Genomic DNA, 17,539 nt, shown 5'->3' on the forward strand with positions numbered 1-17,539 from the left:
TGAACCGAATATGAACAAACCGGTTCCCGAACAGGTAAACTCGGTCAGGAGCCGCCTCCTTTTCCCGCCGGGGCACATATAATATCCCGTACGCATAAGCGGAGAAGATTTTTTCTAATTTTAGGTGGTGAGAAGAGTGAGGCAGAGAACATCCAAAACCAAATTAAAATGCCTCCGGCCATCATCCCGGTGCCGTTCAAACCGGAAGCGCGATAGATCTCATTTGGAACGCCGAAGCTCACCCCGTATCGGGGCATCCCTAATTTATTATCTTGCTTACTCCGACGACAGAAAATGTATGTATAAAGATCAAGATGCCGCTGCCCTTTGGCCGGCCGGCTCCGGTATCCCCGATCCGCAAAAGGTAACATTCTCCCAGCTCTATATTAACGGCATTCTTCAGCCCGCTTGCAACTACGAGCAATATACCGGCAAGATCCGTCTGTTAACCCGCGAGCTGCCTCCTGCCGGCGTCCCCGTCATTTTGCAGTGCATCACCGTGAGTTTGAACAAGCCCTACGCAAACAAACCGGGCAGAAAGAAACGGGGCAAATGCAGCCAAACAGCGGGAGCGAGGCGGCGGACTAAGCCAGAAGCCGTGCCGGGCACAAGTATTGTCTCATACGATAGAATAAATCAGAACATAAAGGAAGGTGAAGCAAGCATGCCTCCAGCCCTGATTAAACCCTTTGCTCTCGCAACAAGCGTGATTGCAGGAACCGTGGCCACCACTACCGATACCACCGTCACGGACGCCGTTACCCGGCTTAACGCTACCGTAACAGCGGCTATGATTGATGCGGGAGCCGGAACGACTACGATTCCGGCAGGAAGCTTTTTGACAGATGCAGGCGAACCTTTGACCGGTGACATCCCGGCCATTACTTCCGGCGGGTCCATGAACCTGTATGTAAACGGCATTTTGCAGCAAGCCGGACTGTTCAGCACCACTGCAACGGCGCTTACCATCGCCACCGCTGCTATTCTGGAAGGAACGCCAGTTAACCTGGAGATGCACGACTATTCGGGCACAACCTCCACATCGACTTCCGTTCCCAGCCTGACTGTAGCTACAACCGTCGCCACTTAAAGAGCGCTGGCCCGAAGCCCGAAGAACCCGACCCGCCTGCAGGCGGGTCGGGTTCTTTCCTTGTTTGACGGGAAGACGTTCTGGACGTTCTGAACGAGGTCATGGCTTTATTGGCCGGTTACCAGCCGAAGTCCAGTGTTTTTCCTGTCTCCGTATAGGTCTTGATGTTGCTCAGAATCATCCACCAATGGCCCTCCGTGTGCTCCAGCGCCGGATTGCCCGGTGACCACTCATCATTCACCAGCGTCAGCTTGGTGCAGCCGCCGACCTTGTCCAGCCTGAAGGTGACTCTCGATTCCAGCTCCGCATGATTCTCGCGGTAGGACGGGCCCGGATGCTCACGGTAGCTTAACACTTTGCCCGGTTCGGCCTCCAGAATAGTCCCGTATACATGCACCGTCTCGTCCCCGTCTTCACCCGGTCCCACATACTCGAAAGAGGCTCCCGGCGTTAAGTCCGATTTCAGGATTGATCCAAAGAAAGTGCTGCGCGTTCCTTCCGGCGAAACCAACGTCTTCCACACCTGCTCCGGCTCCGCCCCGATATAAAATTCATATTTCAATTCCATGTCAATCTCTCCTTCCGGAAAATCGATTTATGCGATTTATGATAGTATGATTCTATTAGCTAGCCCGATGGAATGTCTTGTAAAAAGGCGACAGACACGATCCTATTTCTCGAATCCCGGGAGGAGACAAAAATATGAATCACAACCCTATCCAACCAGCCATGGGTATCCTGCGCCATACGCAGGCCAATGAAAAGTTCAGGCTTGCCCGCCTGCAGCCCGCGCCTGCGCTGAAGCCCTTTATCAAGCATTATTGGATTGCACAGTGGAATCTAAACGGACAAGCGGCCTACGATCAGGAAGTGGTACCGAATCCCTGCGTAAACATGGTCGTGGAGCGGGGGAACACATTTTTCTACGCACCTTCTGCCCAAAAATATGCTCACCGGCTGGACGGCTCAGGAGCCGTGTTCGGCGTCAAATTCCATCCCGGCGGTTTCTATCCGTTTCTGCGCGGGTCCGTGTCCGGGCTGCAAGGCCAGCCGTTACCTCCCTTCTCCATTCTGGGCGTAAAGGAAGCGGAGCTTGAACAGCTGCTTCTGCCGGATACGGAGACTGCGGGCGATATAGGGACTATGGAAGATACGGATGAGGATAAGGCTAAGAAGGCCGATCAGCTGTTTATGGCCGTGCTGCCCGCCGAGGATCCACAAATTCATTTTATCCGCTGGGTCGTGACCTATATTGCCGAACATCAAGAATTGTCCCGGGTCGAACAGTTGTGCTCGGCTTTTGACTGCAATATTCGAACCTTGCAGCGGTTATTCGGACAGTATGTCGGGCTTAGTCCTAAGACGGTAATCCGGCTCTATCGCCTGCAAAATGCCGCCGAAGCGATGGACAAGGGTCAAATCGGCAGTCTGCTGAATCTATCCATGGAGCTTGGCTACCATGACCAGGCGCATTTTATCAAAGACTTCAAGGCTGTGATTGGCCTGACACCGGAGCAGTACATCCGGTCGAAAATATAGAAGGAGCGGTGTTATGCTGCCTTTTACAGAGCGAGTTATTTCTATTATTAAGCAAATCCCTGAAGGCCAGGTCATGACTTACGGTCAAATCGCCGCTTTGGCGGGAAGCCCCCGCGCTGCAAGACAGGTCGTGCGAATTCTGCACTCCTCCAGCCGGAAGCATAAGCTTCCCTGGCACCGGGTTGTAAATGTCAAAGGGGAAATCGGACTTCAAGATGAAGAATCCCGCTTTATGCAGCGGATGCAGCTGGAGCAGGAGGGTGTGGAGTTTGGTCTCGGAGACCGGATTAACCTGGAGATTTTTCAGGCTGATGGGGAACAAACGTTTCTAAAATGTTATACTAATCCTAAAGATACTGAGTAGGAAAAGGGAGAACAATCGTGACGATGAAACCAGACGGCCTGATCCAGGATGCCGAGTGGAACAGGCTGGTGCGATATACCGGCAGTCAATTTGACGAAGTCACGCTGAGCCGGGGCTTTCTTTATTTCAAACAGGGACGCGTCGAGCAGCTGGAGATGCCGGAGCCGGCGCTTGTTCGGGCAGCGGTTCGGGGCAGCGATCCACAGCCTTATAAGGTTGAGATCCCTCTTGAGACCTTATCTCTCGCGAGCTGCTCCTGTCCGGTTAATGAGCCCTGCAAGCATATGGCCGCCGCGCTGATGAAGCTGGCCGAGACCCAGGGGCGCTCCGTGAACAGCCTCGCGAATGCCAAAGCCAAACAAATGCTGGCCTCGGCCAAGCCGGCTGCCAAACCGGCCCCTCCCCTGCTGCGGGACGGGCTGTTTGCGGAGGGCAGCTATTCAGATGACCCGGCTTCCAGGAGACAGGATCAAGCCGGAAGGAACTACGCCGATCATAGCGATCAGGGCAGCGGTATTGCCAGATGGCATGCCCTCTTTCAGAGAGTAACGGCTCCGCTTGAGCGGGAAGTCCGAAACTCGGCTTACGCCGATAAAGCGCTGGAGCTGATTCTTCAAGCAAAGCGGAACCTATCCCCGGCTGCCGAGCAGCTGTACGGGCTGCACGCCCACCTGTTTGTGCAGCAGTCTCTGCTCCAGCCGGTCAGGATCCCCGGGGCTGCACAGGCCTACAGCTCCCACCTCGGCTATTTCACGCACGTGGCCGTAGGTGAATTAGATAAGGCCGTCCTCCTTTCGCTTGGAGATTCTCCTGCCGGCGTGCAGGGAGGAGAACGGGAGGAACTGAAAGAACTGAAGCCCCTGCTGATTCAGAGCCTGGAGTGGCTCCGCAGCGAAATGCTGAAGGAGCAGCGGGAACGCTATTATTTCTCTCATTATTACTATCGTTTCTGGAAGGAATGGCTCCTGCCTGTCTTCCCTGGAACGGAGCTGCTGCGGGAAGAGCTGGCGAAGCTGGACGCGGAGGAAGCTGCTAGCCCAGCTGGTCTGTCTGATCCGGTTTCAGGAAAAAGCGGTGACGCCGCAGCCCTGCAGCAGGCTCGAGTCATCCAGCCTTATGCGCTAGACGCCACCCGGGCCTGGCTCCTTGCGCAGCTGGGCGAAGATGAGCCGGCCTGGGAACGGCTGCGTACTGCCGCTTCACTGCCTTCCGGACTTCGTCCGGAAAATTTGTCGAACCTGCTGGATATTGTACAGCAAACCGGAAGCGGAGCGAGGCTGACCTCCTGGCTGATGCGCCTTGTCCCGCTGCTGAAGAACAGCAGAACCAACCAGCTTGAATCTTATTTCGCCTATTGGGAGGCGGCTGCTGCGCTTGATCCCTCTGCCGGTACTTTGATGTGGCGGACCCTGGAAGAACTGCTGCCTGCGGCCCAGCGCTTCTATGAGCGCAAGCTGTTCGAGCACGGCCGCTTTCGGGAATGGATGGATTACCAGCTGTCGGCCGGCGCGGAACCGCTGGACTTCAAGGTGAAGGATCTGCAAAAGATCGAGAAAGCCGATCCCCGACTTCTGCTCCCCTTTTACCATCAGGCAGTAGAGCGTTATGTTACGCATAAGAACCGGGACAGCTATAAGAAAGCAGTGAAGCTGCTCAAACGGCTGGCCAAGCTGTACGCCAAGCTGAAGCAAACGGAGCGCTGGGAGCGGTTTGTCACCGCTTTCACCGTGCGCTACAGCCGTCTGCGGGCGCTGCAGGAAGAGCTTAGGAAAGGAAAGCTGATTTCATGAGCAAACATTTACAGAGCATACAAGTTCATGCCCGGCTGACGCCTTACGGTGATGCGCTGTTGTTCGGACAGAAACAAGCCTACGGATACGAGCCCGGACTTTATCTGAAACAGCTGCTGTTCGCCTGGCATGAGGAGTCGTTCTACGGAACCGAGCTGGAGATCCAGCAGACGGACGGGGCCGACATTATCGTCCTGCCCGCCGAGCAGGTGATTCCTTACATGGACGATGCGGCGGGCATGCTTCAGCATGTCGAATGGATCTGGGATGAAGAATCACGCCCGCTGCACCTCCTTGCCCCCGGCCTGGCAGCCTGCATCAGGCAGCGCAAATTCCATCCCAGTCTGGAGGCTTTCCGTCAGGGAAAGCTGCAGTGGGTATGGGATGAGGCTTTTGTAAGGGAGCATGCGGCAGAGAGTCAGCCGCCTGACGCCAAGACAAGTGAAATCCGCGAGGCGCTGGAGGCCGTGACGGAGGACAGCGAGCTGCGTGAAGGGCTGCGGGCCGCCTTCTCGGCTTCGGTGTTCCAGCGCTACTACAATACCGAAGAAGAAGCAGCTGATCTGCGCAGCGAATTCCCGCGGCTGTTCGAGCGCGGAGCTGCACGGTTCGCGGGTATGAATGAACAGGCCTGGCTGGTCGCGATCGGCTGGAAAGCCGATACCGCGCCGTTTAGGCCGGTTCTCCAGCTGCTCGAACCGGAGGAAGCCGAGCCCCACTGGCGGCTCCGGCTTCAGCTGCAGGATAAACTCGACGCCTCGTCGCTTTATCCTGTGCAGCTTGCAGACAGCGGCGAAGCCGCGGGCAGCTGGCCGGCCGAATGGACGGCCCAGGTCCGCGAGCGCAGCGCCGGCTGGCTGGACCGGCTGCGCGCGGGCATGCCGCCCGGCCGTCTGACAGACGGCCCGGACGTGCTTGGACGCGCGCTGGACAACGACGCTGCCTGGCAGTTCCTGCGCCAGGACAGCGAGCAGCTGCTGCGGGCCGGCTGGCTTGTGCTGCTGCCGGCCTGGTGGGAATCCGCCAGCCGCCGCAAGCCGCGGCTGCGGGCCAAGGTCCGCGCGGTGTCCGAAGAGGAACAAGCGGCGCGTGGTCCTTCTTACTTCGGCTTCGACTCGCTGGTCGATTTCGACTGGCGGATTGCGATCGGCGACGCCGATTTGAGCGAAAGCGAATTCCATGAGCTGATCGCCATGAATGAAAGGTTAGTCCAGTTCCGCGGGCAGTGGCTGGCGCTTGACCCGGCTTTTCTGGCTCAAATCCGCAGGGCAATGGAGAGTATCGACCCGGAGCAGGGCCTGTCCTTCCAGGATGTGCTGCAGCTTCACTTGCTGGAGCAGCGCAAGCAGGATCGCCTGCAGCCAATCCAAAACAGCAAGGGTGAAGATCAAAGCGGTACGGAAGACGCGCCCGAGGAGGAAGAAGACGAGGCCCGCGTCCGGATCGAAGTGGAATTAAACGGGCAGCTTGCCCATTTGTTCAGCCAATTGAACCGCAAGGAGGATTGGCCGCTGGAGCCGGTGCCGGACGCCCTTCAAGCCACGCTTCGCACTTATCAGCATGAGGGGTTTGCCTGGCTTGCTTTCCTGCGCCGCTATGGTCTCGGCGGTATTCTCGCCGATGACATGGGTCTCGGGAAAACGGTACAGCTGATTGCTTATCTGCTGTTCGTGAAGGAGTGCCGGACGGGCGAAGCTGCGGCGGCAGGCAATTCGTCGGCTGCGCCGGCTGCCGCGTCAGCATCGGCAGAACGGCAGGCGGTGACCGGAGCTGCAGCCAATGCCACCCGAATCCGCCGTCATACTCCGGCGCTCGTCATCTGCCCGACGTCCGTGCTCGGCAACTGGCAGAAGGAGCTGCAGCGGTTCGCGCCGTCCCTTTCGGTCAAGCTCCACTACGGCAGCAGCCGGCTGAGCGGCGAAGCCTTTGAAGCGGACACGCTGCAGGCGGATGTGGTCCTGACCTCCTACGCCACGGCAGCGCTTGATCAGGAGCTGCTGCAGACGGTGACCTGGGAGTCGATCTGTCTGGACGAAGCACAGAATATCAAGAACGCCCAGACGAAGCAGTCCACTGCCGTCCGCAGCTTCCCGGCCAAACACCGCATTGCTTTGACCGGTACGCCGATCGAGAACCGTCTGGCCGAGCTGTGGTCGATCTATGATTTTATCGCGCCGGGTTATCTGGGTTCTGCAAGGTCCTTCCAGCACCGGTTCGCTACGCCGATTGAAAAAGAGCATGACGAACGCCGCACCGCCGATCTCAAAAAGCTGGTTCATCCGTTCCTGCTGCGCCGGAAGAAAAAGGACCCGGCCATTATGCTTGATCTGCCGGAGAAAAACGAGATGAAAACCTACGTCCATCTGACAGCCGAACAGGGTGCCTTGTACGACCAAGCCGTCAATCAGCTGATGAAGCAGATGGGCAGCCTTAAAGGCATCCAGCGCAAAGGTGCGATTTTATCTGCCCTGACCCAGCTGAAGCAGCTGTGTGATCATCCGCTGCTGTCCAGCGGCGAACCGTATCCGGGCATGGCCGGGGAACCGGTTGAGGATGCGGACATCGCTGCGCTGGTCGAGCGCTCCTCCAAGCTGGAGCGGCTGCTCGCGATGGTGAAGGAGCTGCGCGAGGAAGGCGAGCGCTGTCTGATCTTCACCCAATACATCGGCATGGGTAACATGCTGAAGACCGTACTTGAGCATGAGCTGCAGGAGCCGGTGCTGTATCTGAACGGCAGCACCTCTAAAACGGCCCGCGACCGGATGGTCGAGCAGTTCCAGACAGGAACAGCCGCCCCGGCCGCAGAGAAAGCTACAGATGGCGGGATCCGGGCAGCTGCTACGGATCAAACGGATCAAACGCGAGCCGCTGCGGATGCGACCGAGGCTGCTAAAGCGGCTCCTGCTCCAGCTGAAAACGCGGCTGTGGCTGCAGCTGCTGTTTCAGCTGAAAAATCCCCGGCCGTGTTTATCCTATCTCTGAAGGCTGGCGGAGTAGGCTTGAACCTGACGGCAGCCAACCATGTCTTCCACTTCGACCGCTGGTGGAACCCGGCGGTCGAGAACCAGGCGACAGACCGGGCTTACCGAATGGGGCAGACCAAAGACGTGCAGGTGCACAAATTTATTTGTCTGGGCACACTGGAAGAACGGATCGACGAAATGCTGGAGAACAAGCAGCAGCTCAGCGACAATGTGATCTCCAGCACCGAAGGCTGGATCACCGAGCTTTCCACGGAAGATCTGCGCGATCTGATTACGCTGCGGAGGAATTGGGGCGGTTAATCGCTTGAGATTTAAATTAAAGTTCAAATTAAATCCGAAGAAACTTAATAAAAAGACAGTTGTTCAGGCTGGCTGTCTTTTTTATTGTTTTAAGAAAGAAACCCCTTAGGGTTTAAATAGTTGTTTTACGGAGCCTTTGCCTTCCTTCACTTCAATTTCAGCATATGCGCCGTTTATGAAGGTCATTTGCGGCGGAACATGACCGCAATCTATGTCGTAGAGAACCGGTACCTGCAACTCCTCATACAGTTCATGATAGATATCTTCCACTGTATAATCATCAACAGGTTGGTTTGCACCGCTTCTTCCAAAAAGAAGACCCGAACAGTTGTCAAACCAGCCTGCTAACTTCATTTGAAGGAGCGATCTACGTAAATCGGCAGTCGATAATTCACAATTCTCCAGATACCACACAATAGGCTCACCATGAAGAGTGTCCTTTTGAAATCGCCGAACATCACCGAATGGAGTGCCGATTAAATGGCGTATCACATCGACACATCCCCCAAGCAATCGCCCCTGTATCATAATCTTGGCATTGGGGACAGCTTTCCAATAGGTACGTTCGGTTAAATGAAAGACACATGGAGAAGGATCGGAATGTTGCCATTCCTTCTGGAATTTTTCTGATGAATATTGCAGGTTGGATTCGCCCACTTTCGTGGATAAGACCGATTTCCACATTGCAGTTGTGGGATCTGAGAAATCCCCTCTGAAATCAATAAGATTTGCACCATGGGCCGTTGCAATGCCTGTTTTTAATGTTACTGCTAACAATAAAACACTTGTGTCTGAATAACCTAAAATCCACTTACTCTTAAATTTATCAAAATCAAGGTATTCGAGAATCTCAATTAAAAGTTCGCCCCCCCAGGGCGGGATGATCATACCGATCTGGTCATCTCTCATCATCTTATCCAATTCCATAGCACGGACTTTGGCCGGAGCAGACTTGGCCTTATGTTGTGTCCAAACCGTCTCTCCGCCAACCACTTTAAATCCCTCCATCTCCATACGATTGAAAGAAAGATGGATCAAATCGTGTAATTCAGCTTTTACACCTGATGAGGGCGCTGTTACACCAAGGGTTGTCCCTTCGTTTAAAGACGGATATCTAATCACTTGTATTATTAGCCTATATGAACATCATACAAGGTTGTCCTTGCAATTGACCATGAGATTGACGCCTTGGATCAAGAAAAACAGGCGTCCAAACCGTTATCAGTTTGAACGCCTGTCTTATCATCCATCCGTGTATTGCACTCGAATAAGAGAATCCGATCCATAACGCCGGATCGCTGGATCGGCCTCTTTCCCCATCTCCTACAATCCTTTCCCCAGCTCAAACCCCGCATAAGCCAGTACCAGCCCCAGCACGACGCTGAGAAGCAAATATTGTCCTGCAACACCAAAGCGCTTCTGCTTGCTGAACTGGACCATCTCATACTGAAACGTAGAGAACGTAGTGAACGCGCCCATAAATCCCGTGCCGAGCAGCAGGATTGTCTGGACGTTTGCATCCAGCCCGGTCAGCAACCCCAGCAGGAACGCGCCGAGCAGGTTAACAAACAGCGTGCCGACAGGCATGACGAGGGACGGGAATCTTTTTCCCAGATAAGTTACTGAACCATAGCGGCAGACAGCTCCGGCAAAACCGCCGATGCCTACCCAAATCCAATCCACCATCCTAGTTCCCCTCCCCTGCTGTTTGGACAGACTTAAGGCTGCCGAGCCGCACGCCCAGCCAGGCGCAGATATAACCGCCAACCAGACTGATCAGGATGTAAGCCAGAGCCGTACCTGCATGGCCATCCTTCATCAGCATGATTCCTTCTTTGCAGAACGTGGAAAACGTCGTATATGACCCGATAAACCCGGTCCCGAAGGCGACCCTGAAATGCGGGCTTACTTTCAATCGGGTTGCAGCCGCCGTGTAGAAAAAGGCCAGCACCAGACAGCCCGTCAGGTTCACGATCAAAGTCCCGAGCGGGAACAGGCTGACTCCCGGCAGGACGATCCACTGCCCCATTTCATACCGCAGCAGCGCACCCAAAATGCCGCTTAATCCGACCCATAAATAAATCATCGTCTCTCCTCACCTCATACCTTTCCTGATCTCTATTTTCTCCAAAAAAATAGACTCCTACCAGCACAAATAAACTGGTAGGAGTCATCAGCCCAAAGGGCGGTTATGGCGAACTCCATCGCCTATTGTGTGGGTAGCAGTCTACCGTTATTTTAGTCGGATTAACGGGGCCGGTCAACAGAATTTTGGCTTGTTTTGGCTTTGTTTGGGCTTTGTTTTGGTTCCGTCAAAGGAGATGACGCAGACCCGGAGCCTTTTATAACCCTCTGCTCATCAGCTTCATAAGCTTCGCTTCCGTGTTGGTATGCTGGGCAGGCGTGTAGACGCTGCACCGAAGATCGTCGTCACCCTGCACCTGCAGCGAGGTGAGCTGGAACATCATTTTACCGGCCTTTGCATGCCGGAATTCGAGCAGCACATCGGGCGCCGAACTCACCTTGCTTTGTTCCCACAGCCGATTGAAATCCGGATGCTGCTGCTTCATTTCCTCCAGGAACGGATCATACCAGCGGTCATCGACATACTGGCCGTAATAGGAGCGGAACATGGACAGGTAGTCGGAGGCGAACTGCTCCCAGTTCACGGCAAGCCGCTGGAATTCGCGGCGGGTGAACAGGAGGCGGATCAAGTTGCGTTCCTCTGGCGGAATTTCGTCGAAATTGAGAAAAATATGCGACGCCGCCTCGTTCCAGCCGACAATATGGCAGCGGGGATCGGAGATGATCACCGGGCAGCTTCGCAGCTCGCGGATGATCTTCTGCAGAGACGGGCTGATCTTCGCCTCCTCCCTAACAGGAAGGCTGCTGCCCTTGCCGGTTTCTATCGCCAGAGAAAATAAATATTTGCGCTCATCTGCGGTCAGCTTCAATGCATTCGCCACATTGTCCAGCACCGAAGCCGATACCTGGATGTCGCGCCCCTGCTCCAGCCAGGTATACCAGGTAGTGCTGACGCCGGCCAGATGGGCTACCTCCTCCCGCCGCAGACCCGGGGTTCTGCGGCGGGTACCGGCCGGCAGCCCTACCTCCTCGGGTGAGATTTTGGCTCGCTGGGCCTTCAGAAAAGCGGATAAAGCCTGTAAACGTACTTGAGTAGACATCTTCTTGCCACCTTCAATTTGATGTAATCACCGGACAGAAAGCCAGTCCTTCTATCCTCCGAATCCAGAAATTAGGCTTATTATAGTTATTATGGTGCTTATTATACTAGGATAAACCACAACTTGTAATAGGATTATTTTAGTGACAAGATAGATTTAGTACCTGGTCATATATTTTTTTGAGGAGTGTGAAAATTCAATGGAAAGAGTAGTTGTAACGGGTTTAGGCATTATTTCCCCGCTTGGCAACAGCGTGGATGAATTCTGGTCCAATATGCAGCAGGGCAAATCCGGCATCTCTTATATAGATTCTTTTGATACGACCGATTATAAGGTGAAAATTGCGGGTGTTGTCCACGATTTTGATCCTAAAGCGCTGTTTGGCGTCAAGGAAGCCCGCCGGATGGACCGCTTCTGCCAATTCGCTTTGGCGGCGGCCATGCAGGCGGTAGAGGATTCAGGCCTCGATCTCGAAACAATCGACCATGAACGAATGGGCGTCTATGTCGGCTCCGGCATCGGCGGGATCGAATCGCTGCTCGATCAGCACAAAGTGCTGCTGTCGCGTGGTTCCGATCGCGTCAGCCCAACGCTGGTGCCCATGATGATCGCCAATATGGCGGCCGCTTTGATCAGCATTCATTTCAAAGCGCAGGGCTCGACTTTGGCGCCGGTAACAGCCTGCTCCATCGGCAACACCTCGATCGGCGAAGCCTATTTCAACATCCAGGCCGGCCGGTCCGATATCATCATCGCGGGGGGAGCCGAAGCGGCGGTCAACCCGATCTCCTTGTCGAGCTTCAACAACTCGACCGCCTTGTCCAAGAGCAACGACAACCCGCAGGGCGCAAGCCGTCCGTTTGACGCTTCCCGCGACGGGTTTGTCATGGGCGAAGGCTCGGGCATCCTCGTCCTGGAGTCGCTGTCGCACGCTCTCAAACGCGGGGCTCGCATTTACGGCGAGATCATCGGCTACGGCGCCTCCTCGGATGCCTACCACATGGTCGCAACGCCTGCCGACGGCAACGGGGCAGCCCGCGCCATGAAGCTTGCGCTGAAGGACGCGGATCTGCTGCCTGAGCAGATCGACGTCATCAGCGCGCACGCGACAAGTACCCTGATCGGTGACCGTTCCGAGACCGCCGCGATCAAAGCCGTGTTCGGGGAACACGCGTACCGCGTTCCCGTCACGGCCAACAAATCCATGACTGGGCATATGTTCGGCGCCGCCGGCGGCGCGGAAGCCATCGCCCTGGTCAAAACGCTGCAGGACGGCGTCATTCCGCCGACCGCCAACCTGAAGCAGGCCGATCCGGAGTGCGACCTGGACTATGTGCCGAACACGGCCCGCACAGCCGATCTGACGATCGGCATGTCCAATTCGTTCGGCTTCGGCGGTCATAATGCGGTGATTATCATCCGCAAATATGAGGGTTAATTTTTCCTGAGGTTTCATGTAGAATGGGGAGCATATGTGGGGTGCACAGGCGCATAAGCCGCCAGGCCGCATGAATTTTAGGGGAGGTTGTCCTTGTGAGCAAAGCCGTAATTGTGATCGACGTGCAGGAAGCTTTTTTCGAAAATCCGTCTTGTCTGCTCCATGAGAAAGAACAGCTGGTCCGCAACATTAACGCCTTGATCGAGCAAGCCCGGAGACAAGCTGTGCCGGTCGTGTTTATTCAGCATACGGAATATGAGAATCCCGACGATGAGTTTCTCATAGATACGCCGGATTGGCAGCTTCACCGCGGACTGAACCGGCTGGAGAGCGATCCGGTTATCCGTAAATCAACGCCGGATTCTTTTCACGAAACGGACTTGGCTGACTATCTTCGGGAACAGGGGATTGATCAGCTGATATTCGCCGGCGCGCAGACGGATTTCTGCATCAATGCTACGATTCGCCGCGCTCACACCCTCGGTTACAAGGATAATATTCTGTTAAAGGACGGCCACAGCACGGTCGTGAACTCCGTGCCTTCCGCCGCTCAAATTATCGAAGACCATGAGCAGTCCTGGGGCGGCCTGGTGGCCATCAAACCGCTGCGGGAGATTGAGCTGTAGCGGTAGTGTTATAAACGTCTATAACGATGAACAAGCAATATCTGCATGCGGTTATACGCTGCTTCATTAGACGCATAATATACGTATAGGAATAGAGCCGTCCGAAGAAGGCAAAGCCGGGAGCATCCTGGCAGCCCTTGCTTCGGGCGGCTTTTTCTATGCTCTCTCATAAATTTCTATGCTCTCTCATAAACATGCTTTCAAAGTATACTAGCTCACCTCTCCTTTCTACCTACGGCTCCCTTATCCATCCCTGGACGGAGCTTCCCTCTTCTCCAGACCGAATTCTTTATTCCGTCCCGCGCCGCTGGGAATCCCCGCCAAAGGCGAGTAAACTGATAAATCGGACGACCAAGATTCAGCAGTTAGCTCCATTATTCATATTCGGTTCATAATCGTGCGTTATCTTGGTTAAGGCTGATGACCGGAACGAGGTACTAGGAACGAAGATACGAATACCGAATAGCGAATAACGGTCATCGTCACCGATCTTCTAAACGAAACGAGGGAACAAACAAGTGACTGCTTTAGGAAAAACAAACAATAAAAAGCTCATCCTAATCGGACTGCTGATCGGTCTGATCTTCTCCGAGCTGGATGAAACGGTGGTATCCACGGCGATGCCGACCATTATCCGCGACCTGCACGGCTTGTCGCTTTACGGCTGGGTGGCCGGCCTTTATATGCTGACCGCAACGATCTTTATGCCTGTGCTGGGCAAGCTGGCCGATATTTACGGCCGAAAAATCATATATCTGAGCTGCATGGGACTATTTATTACCGGCTCGATTGTCTGCGGTCTGGCTCCTTCCATGACAGTGCTGCTTGTCGGACGGGGACTTCAGGGAATTGGCGCAGGCGGTTTGATGCCGCTGGCCATGGTCATTCTCGGCGACTCCTATCCGCTTGAGCAGCGGGCCAAAATCCAGAGCCTGATCGGCCCTATGATGATTCTCCCGCAGCTTCTAGGACCCACTGTGGGCGGCTTTCTGGCCGGTCACGTCAACTGGCATTGGGTGTTCCTGATCAACATTCCAGTGGGACTTCTTGCAGCGCTTGTGCTCTCTATCGGGATGCGCGAGTCACGGGGCGATGAAAGAAAGCCGATCGACTGGGGCGGCGCTGCTCTCCTGACCGGATCGCTGCTTTCCTTCCTGATGGCGCCGGTGCTGGTAGACAACCAGGGCTTGTCTTGGAGCTCTCCATGGATGATTGGCCTGCTCGTACTCGGCGCTCTGCTGCTGGCTCTCTTTATCTTTGTGGAGACCAAAACGAAAGAACCGATCATTCCGCTTCATCTGTTCCGAATCAGAAGTGTCGTGGTGCTGTCTTTGATTGTATTCACCCTGATGCTGGGACTGATGGGCGGCATCTCTACCTTTCCGTTTTTTGCGCAAAATGTGATGGGCCTGACCCCGACAGCCTCTGGCTATCTGACGCTGGCCTTTATGGCCGGGGCGATTCCGTCCAGCATTATTAACGGTTTTATGATTACCAAGCTCCCTTACCGGAACCTGTTTATCGTCTGCTTTATCCTGCCAATCATCGGAATCGCACTGCTGACCCAGCTTGGCGTTCACACCTCTGTCCTTTATGTGGTGATTTCGTTCTTCACCCTGGGCCTTGGAATCGGCGTTCTGTTCGGCAGCGACAACCTGATCGTACAGGAATCCGTGCCTAAGCAGCACAGCGGTGTTGCTGTCAGTACCATCGGGCTTGTGCAGTCGCTAGGCGCCACGATTGGCCTCAGCGTGTTCGGCAGCCTGCTGGCCAGACATATCAAAGAAGGCGTTGCCGGCTATGCCGGTGATCTTCCGGCCGGAGCCACGGAAAACATCGCCTCCGGCGGCATTCCGGCGGGCATTCCTGCCGACCTCCTGCTGAACATCCGCGAGGTGTTCGTGGGGGCGTTCCAGAATCTGTTTGTCATCGCGCTTGTCTTCAGTATTATCGCCTTTATCATGTGCTGGTTCCTCGGCAAAGGCGTGCTCTCCAAGCAGAGTGAGGAAGTGGAGGGAAATGCTGCAGACGGCGAAGGGAAATCCGCTGGAGCGGTGTCCATGAAAGGTTGAAAAAGATAACGCCATCCCCGGACGCTAGGGGATGGCGTTACTTTTTTTACCGGATAGAAGTCGTTGTCTTCTCCCGGCGGCATTATTCAGATGTTCGCTGCGAAGGATAACTCCGCCAAAGCCCGGGCTGCCTTTACCCTTTCCCCTTACCAGCGAATGCTCCGTATCAGGGCGATCAGCCGTTCCTGCTCGGCAGCAGGCAGCTTCCACTCCCGGATTTCGCTCACAATACGCTCCAGATTCGTATACCCTTTAGCCAGGCCGTTCAGCCGGGCAGACAGCGTGGAATCGAGCAGTGCTTCCATGGACGGGTATTCCGCGCGAAGCTTGTCCAGCGCATCCGGGAATCTGGCCAAATAATATTTCTGATGCCGTTCTTCGGCCGGATAGAAGACCTCGAAGTCCGCCACCTCGGTCCCCTCCGGCCGGCTGTCGCCGCGGGCCTTACGCTCCTCGGCGACCCGGCTGATCGCTTTGCGCTGCTGTTCACTTCGGGGCAGCAGCAGGGACAGATACTGCCGTCCTTTATAATCATTGATATTAACCGGGTTATGCTGATCCCAGAACAGGTTTAACAGCTGCTCATAAGTGAGAATTGAAGGGTCGAATTGAATTTCGACCAATTCCGTATGGTCGCCCATCTGGCGGTAGGTCGGCGCCTCGGCAGTGCCCCCGGCATAGCCGGTCCGGGTGCGCACTACGCCCGGCAGCTGGCCGAACAAGGCTTCAGGGCTCCAGAAGCAGCCCATGCCAAGCACAGCTGTCTCCAGATGAGCCTTGACATCCGGCTTCTCCGGCTGCTTCCCCTCAAGCTGAAAATCGCCGCTCGTTTCGGACATTCGAATCCCTCCCTGCCTTTCCAGGCTGTGTTTATACAGCATTGTACCTGATCGGCTGGAGAAAACAAAACTTGATCGCCCGCCATCCGCTTCCTTCCATCCCTTTAGAAGTTACACGCCGCGGCCCAGCGCCTTCAGCTTCTCGTCCAGCTGCTTGAACGTTTCACGCAGCTTGTCCTCCGGTATCGTACCGAAACGTTCGCCCAGACTGACCTCATAAGAGCTGGTTTTGGCGTCATAGGCGTTGACGTAATGAGCAAGCGCCAAGCCGGTTTCTTCGGTCAGTTCAATTAGCAGCGGCTCCACCTGCTCCTTCGGATAGGCGATATGAACATGGAACATGTTCGACACCGGCACTTCCGGCAGTGTCTTAACGGCCTCGCAGCCGTTATACAAAGCCGCCAGCTCTTTGGCGTATTCGTAGTAACGGGCCATGTGGCCGCCGTATTTTTCATAATAATAATCCGCACTGATAATATAAGGGTAAAGGCTGATCAAATCCCCGCCATGGCGCCGTTTCCAGACCACAGCCTCCTGCGTAAAATCCTTGCCTCCCGCCAATATTGCGCCGGCGACGCCGCCGATGCCTTTGTAGAAGCTTACATAGACGCTGTCGAACAAAGCGCAGACCTCAGCCGCCGACTTCTCATAATAAGGCAGAATCTCGAGCAATCGCGCCCCGTCCAGGTGCAGCTTGATCCCGTTCTCGCGGCAGTATGCGCTGATCGCTTCCAGTTCCTCAAAAGGCGGAAGCTGCCCGCCGATTTCACGCTGCGGCAGCTCCAGCAGCAGGCAGGAGATGTCCTCCTCCAGGGCTTTGACATCCTCAAGCGTAATCAGACGGTCTTTGTCCGCCAGCAGCAGCGGCGTAATATGATGAAGCTTCTTCAAGCCGTCCTGTTCATGGATCTCCAAATGGCTGAGCGGATGGTAGGCCACCTTCGGCAGTCCCTTCCGGTCGCACCAGATCCGCAGTGCGATTTGCTGGGCCATCGTCCCGCTCGGGAAGAACACCGCCGATTCCTTGCCAAGCAGCTCCGCCATCTTCCGCTCAAACTGCTCGATCACTTCACCTTTGCCGTACATATCGCTCGCCTGATTGCCGTCTATGTGCTCCAAAGCCTCTTTGAGCACTTGAACGTTCCGCGGTCCATGCCCGCCAATGATCCAGTCTGCCCGTGATACGGCGTCCGCCAATGTTGTCGGTTGCTGTGTCATCTTCTCCTGATTCCCCCTATAGAAAAAAAACCTGAATAAAATCTGACGGTTTCTTTTATTAGCCAGTATAGCACGCGTGCTCAAGCTCGTTCAC

The 17,539-nt window shown here is 55.1% G+C and carries 15 protein-coding genes and 1 riboswitch; of the genes, 8 read left to right on the forward strand and 7 right to left on the reverse strand.

Going from position 1 to position 17,539, the window contains the following annotated elements:
- The first annotated feature begins 136 nt into the window (after positions 1-136).
- Complete coding sequence (locus tag CBE73_RS21940; RefSeq protein ID WP_483406838.1) at positions 137-1,090, forward strand: DUF4183 domain-containing protein; 954 nt, start codon at positions 137-139, stop codon at positions 1,088-1,090.
- Positions 1,091-1,208: 118 nt separating this feature from the next.
- Here CBE73_RS21940 and CBE73_RS12790 read toward each other — a convergent pair whose 3' ends face one another.
- Positions 1,209-1,658, reverse strand: a complete 450-nt coding sequence (locus tag CBE73_RS12790) for an SRPBCC family protein (RefSeq protein WP_174704720.1) — start codon at positions 1,656-1,658, stop codon at positions 1,209-1,211.
- Positions 1,659-1,792: 134 nt separating this feature from the next.
- Here CBE73_RS12790 and CBE73_RS12795 point away from each other — a divergent pair, with 134 nt between their 5' ends.
- From CBE73_RS12795 to CBE73_RS12810, 4 genes are read left to right on the forward strand one after another with little or no spacing between them, the layout of a single operon-like run.
- Positions 1,793-2,629, forward strand: a complete 837-nt coding sequence (locus CBE73_RS12795; RefSeq protein WP_094094536.1) for an AraC family transcriptional regulator — start codon at positions 1,793-1,795, stop codon at positions 2,627-2,629.
- Positions 2,630-2,645: 16 nt separating this feature from the next.
- Positions 2,646-2,993 (forward strand): MGMT family protein, encoded by a 348-nt coding sequence (locus tag CBE73_RS12800; protein WP_094096300.1) that lies wholly within the window; start codon positions 2,646-2,648, stop codon positions 2,991-2,993.
- Between the two features lie 23 nt (positions 2,994-3,016).
- Complete coding sequence (locus CBE73_RS12805; RefSeq protein WP_094094537.1) at positions 3,017-4,783, forward strand: SWIM zinc finger family protein; 1,767 nt, start codon at positions 3,017-3,019, stop codon at positions 4,781-4,783.
- Positions 4,780-8,067: a DEAD/DEAH box helicase gene (locus tag CBE73_RS12810; protein ID WP_094094538.1), complete on the forward strand. Its 3,288-nt coding sequence runs from the start codon at positions 4,780-4,782 to the stop codon at positions 8,065-8,067. The genes CBE73_RS12805 and CBE73_RS12810 overlap by 4 nt, the downstream gene beginning before the upstream one ends.
- Positions 8,068-8,172: 105 nt before the next feature.
- On the opposite strand, the gene CBE73_RS12815 is transcribed toward CBE73_RS12810, so the two are convergent.
- The 4 genes from CBE73_RS12815 to CBE73_RS12830 form a co-directional block, all read right to left on the reverse strand.
- Positions 8,173-9,189: a S66 family peptidase gene (locus CBE73_RS12815; RefSeq protein WP_094094539.1), complete on the reverse strand. Its 1,017-nt coding sequence runs from the start codon at positions 9,187-9,189 to the stop codon at positions 8,173-8,175.
- Between the two features lie 201 nt (positions 9,190-9,390).
- Positions 9,391-9,753, reverse strand: a complete 363-nt coding sequence (locus tag CBE73_RS12820) for a fluoride efflux transporter FluC (protein WP_094094540.1) — start codon at positions 9,751-9,753, stop codon at positions 9,391-9,393.
- 1 nt (position 9,754) lies between these two features.
- Positions 9,755-10,153, reverse strand: a complete 399-nt coding sequence (gene crcB, locus CBE73_RS12825; protein WP_094094541.1) for a fluoride efflux transporter CrcB — start codon at positions 10,151-10,153, stop codon at positions 9,755-9,757.
- Between the two features lie 71 nt (positions 10,154-10,224).
- A riboswitch (Fluoride riboswitch) is annotated at positions 10,225-10,285 on the reverse strand.
- 124 nt (positions 10,286-10,409) lie between these two features.
- Positions 10,410-11,252: a helix-turn-helix transcriptional regulator gene (locus CBE73_RS12830; RefSeq protein WP_094094542.1), complete on the reverse strand. Its 843-nt coding sequence runs from the start codon at positions 11,250-11,252 to the stop codon at positions 10,410-10,412.
- Between the two features lie 199 nt (positions 11,253-11,451).
- Here CBE73_RS12830 and fabF point away from each other — a divergent pair, with 199 nt between their 5' ends.
- From fabF to CBE73_RS12845, 3 genes are all read left to right on the forward strand, one after another.
- Positions 11,452-12,690 carry a beta-ketoacyl-ACP synthase II gene (fabF, locus tag CBE73_RS12835; RefSeq protein WP_094094543.1) on the forward strand — a complete coding sequence of 413 codons (1,239 nt, stop codon included), beginning with the start codon at positions 11,452-11,454 and terminating at the stop codon, positions 12,688-12,690.
- A gap of 95 nt (positions 12,691-12,785) precedes the next feature.
- Entirely contained in the window at positions 12,786-13,316 is a 531-nt protein-coding gene (locus CBE73_RS12840; RefSeq protein WP_094094544.1) for a cysteine hydrolase family protein, read from the forward strand.
- 518 nt (positions 13,317-13,834) lie between these two features.
- Positions 13,835-15,388 (forward strand): MDR family MFS transporter, encoded by a 1,554-nt coding sequence (locus tag CBE73_RS12845; RefSeq protein ID WP_094094545.1) that lies wholly within the window; start codon positions 13,835-13,837, stop codon positions 15,386-15,388.
- A 146-nt stretch (positions 15,389-15,534) separates the two neighbouring features.
- Here CBE73_RS12845 and msrA read toward each other — a convergent pair whose 3' ends face one another.
- A complete protein-coding gene (gene msrA / locus CBE73_RS12850; RefSeq protein ID WP_094094546.1) occupies positions 15,535-16,227 on the reverse strand; it encodes a peptide-methionine (S)-S-oxide reductase MsrA in 693 nt (230 codons plus the stop codon).
- Between the two features lie 111 nt (positions 16,228-16,338).
- Positions 16,339-17,445 (reverse strand): threonine aldolase family protein, encoded by a 1,107-nt coding sequence (locus tag CBE73_RS12855; protein WP_094094547.1) that lies wholly within the window; start codon positions 17,443-17,445, stop codon positions 16,339-16,341.
- Between the last annotated feature and the right edge of the window lie 94 nt (positions 17,446-17,539).

The organism is Paenibacillus physcomitrellae, assembly GCF_002240225.1.
In the GTDB taxonomy this organism is placed as follows: domain Bacteria; phylum Bacillota; class Bacilli; order Paenibacillales; family Paenibacillaceae; genus Fontibacillus; species Fontibacillus physcomitrellae.

Bases quoted from the DNA above. Each gene is read 5' to 3' on its own strand.
- msrA (WP_094094546.1), bottom strand. From the start codon at position 16,227: ATGTCCGAAACGAGCGGCGATTTTCAGCTTGAGGGGAAGCAGCCGGAG.
- CBE73_RS12810 (WP_094094538.1), top strand. From the start codon at position 4,780: ATGAGCAAACATTTACAGAGCATACAAGTTCATGCCCGGCTGACGCCT.
- crcB (WP_094094541.1), bottom strand. From the start codon at position 10,153: ATGATTTATTTATGGGTCGGATTAAGCGGCATTTTGGGTGCGCTGCTG.
- fabF (WP_094094543.1), top strand. From the start codon at position 11,452: ATGGAAAGAGTAGTTGTAACGGGTTTAGGCATTATTTCCCCGCTTGGC.
- CBE73_RS12820 (WP_094094540.1), bottom strand. From the start codon at position 9,753: ATGGTGGATTGGATTTGGGTAGGCATCGGCGGTTTTGCCGGAGCTGTC.
- CBE73_RS12830 (WP_094094542.1), bottom strand. From the start codon at position 11,252: ATGTCTACTCAAGTACGTTTACAGGCTTTATCCGCTTTTCTGAAGGCC.
- CBE73_RS12855 (WP_094094547.1), bottom strand. From the start codon at position 17,445: ATGACACAGCAACCGACAACATTGGCGGACGCCGTATCACGGGCAGAC.
- CBE73_RS12805 (WP_094094537.1), top strand. From the start codon at position 3,017: ATGAAACCAGACGGCCTGATCCAGGATGCCGAGTGGAACAGGCTGGTG.
- CBE73_RS12795 (WP_094094536.1), top strand. From the start codon at position 1,793: ATGAATCACAACCCTATCCAACCAGCCATGGGTATCCTGCGCCATACG.
- CBE73_RS12790 (WP_174704720.1), bottom strand. From the start codon at position 1,658: ATGGAATTGAAATATGAATTTTATATCGGGGCGGAGCCGGAGCAGGTG.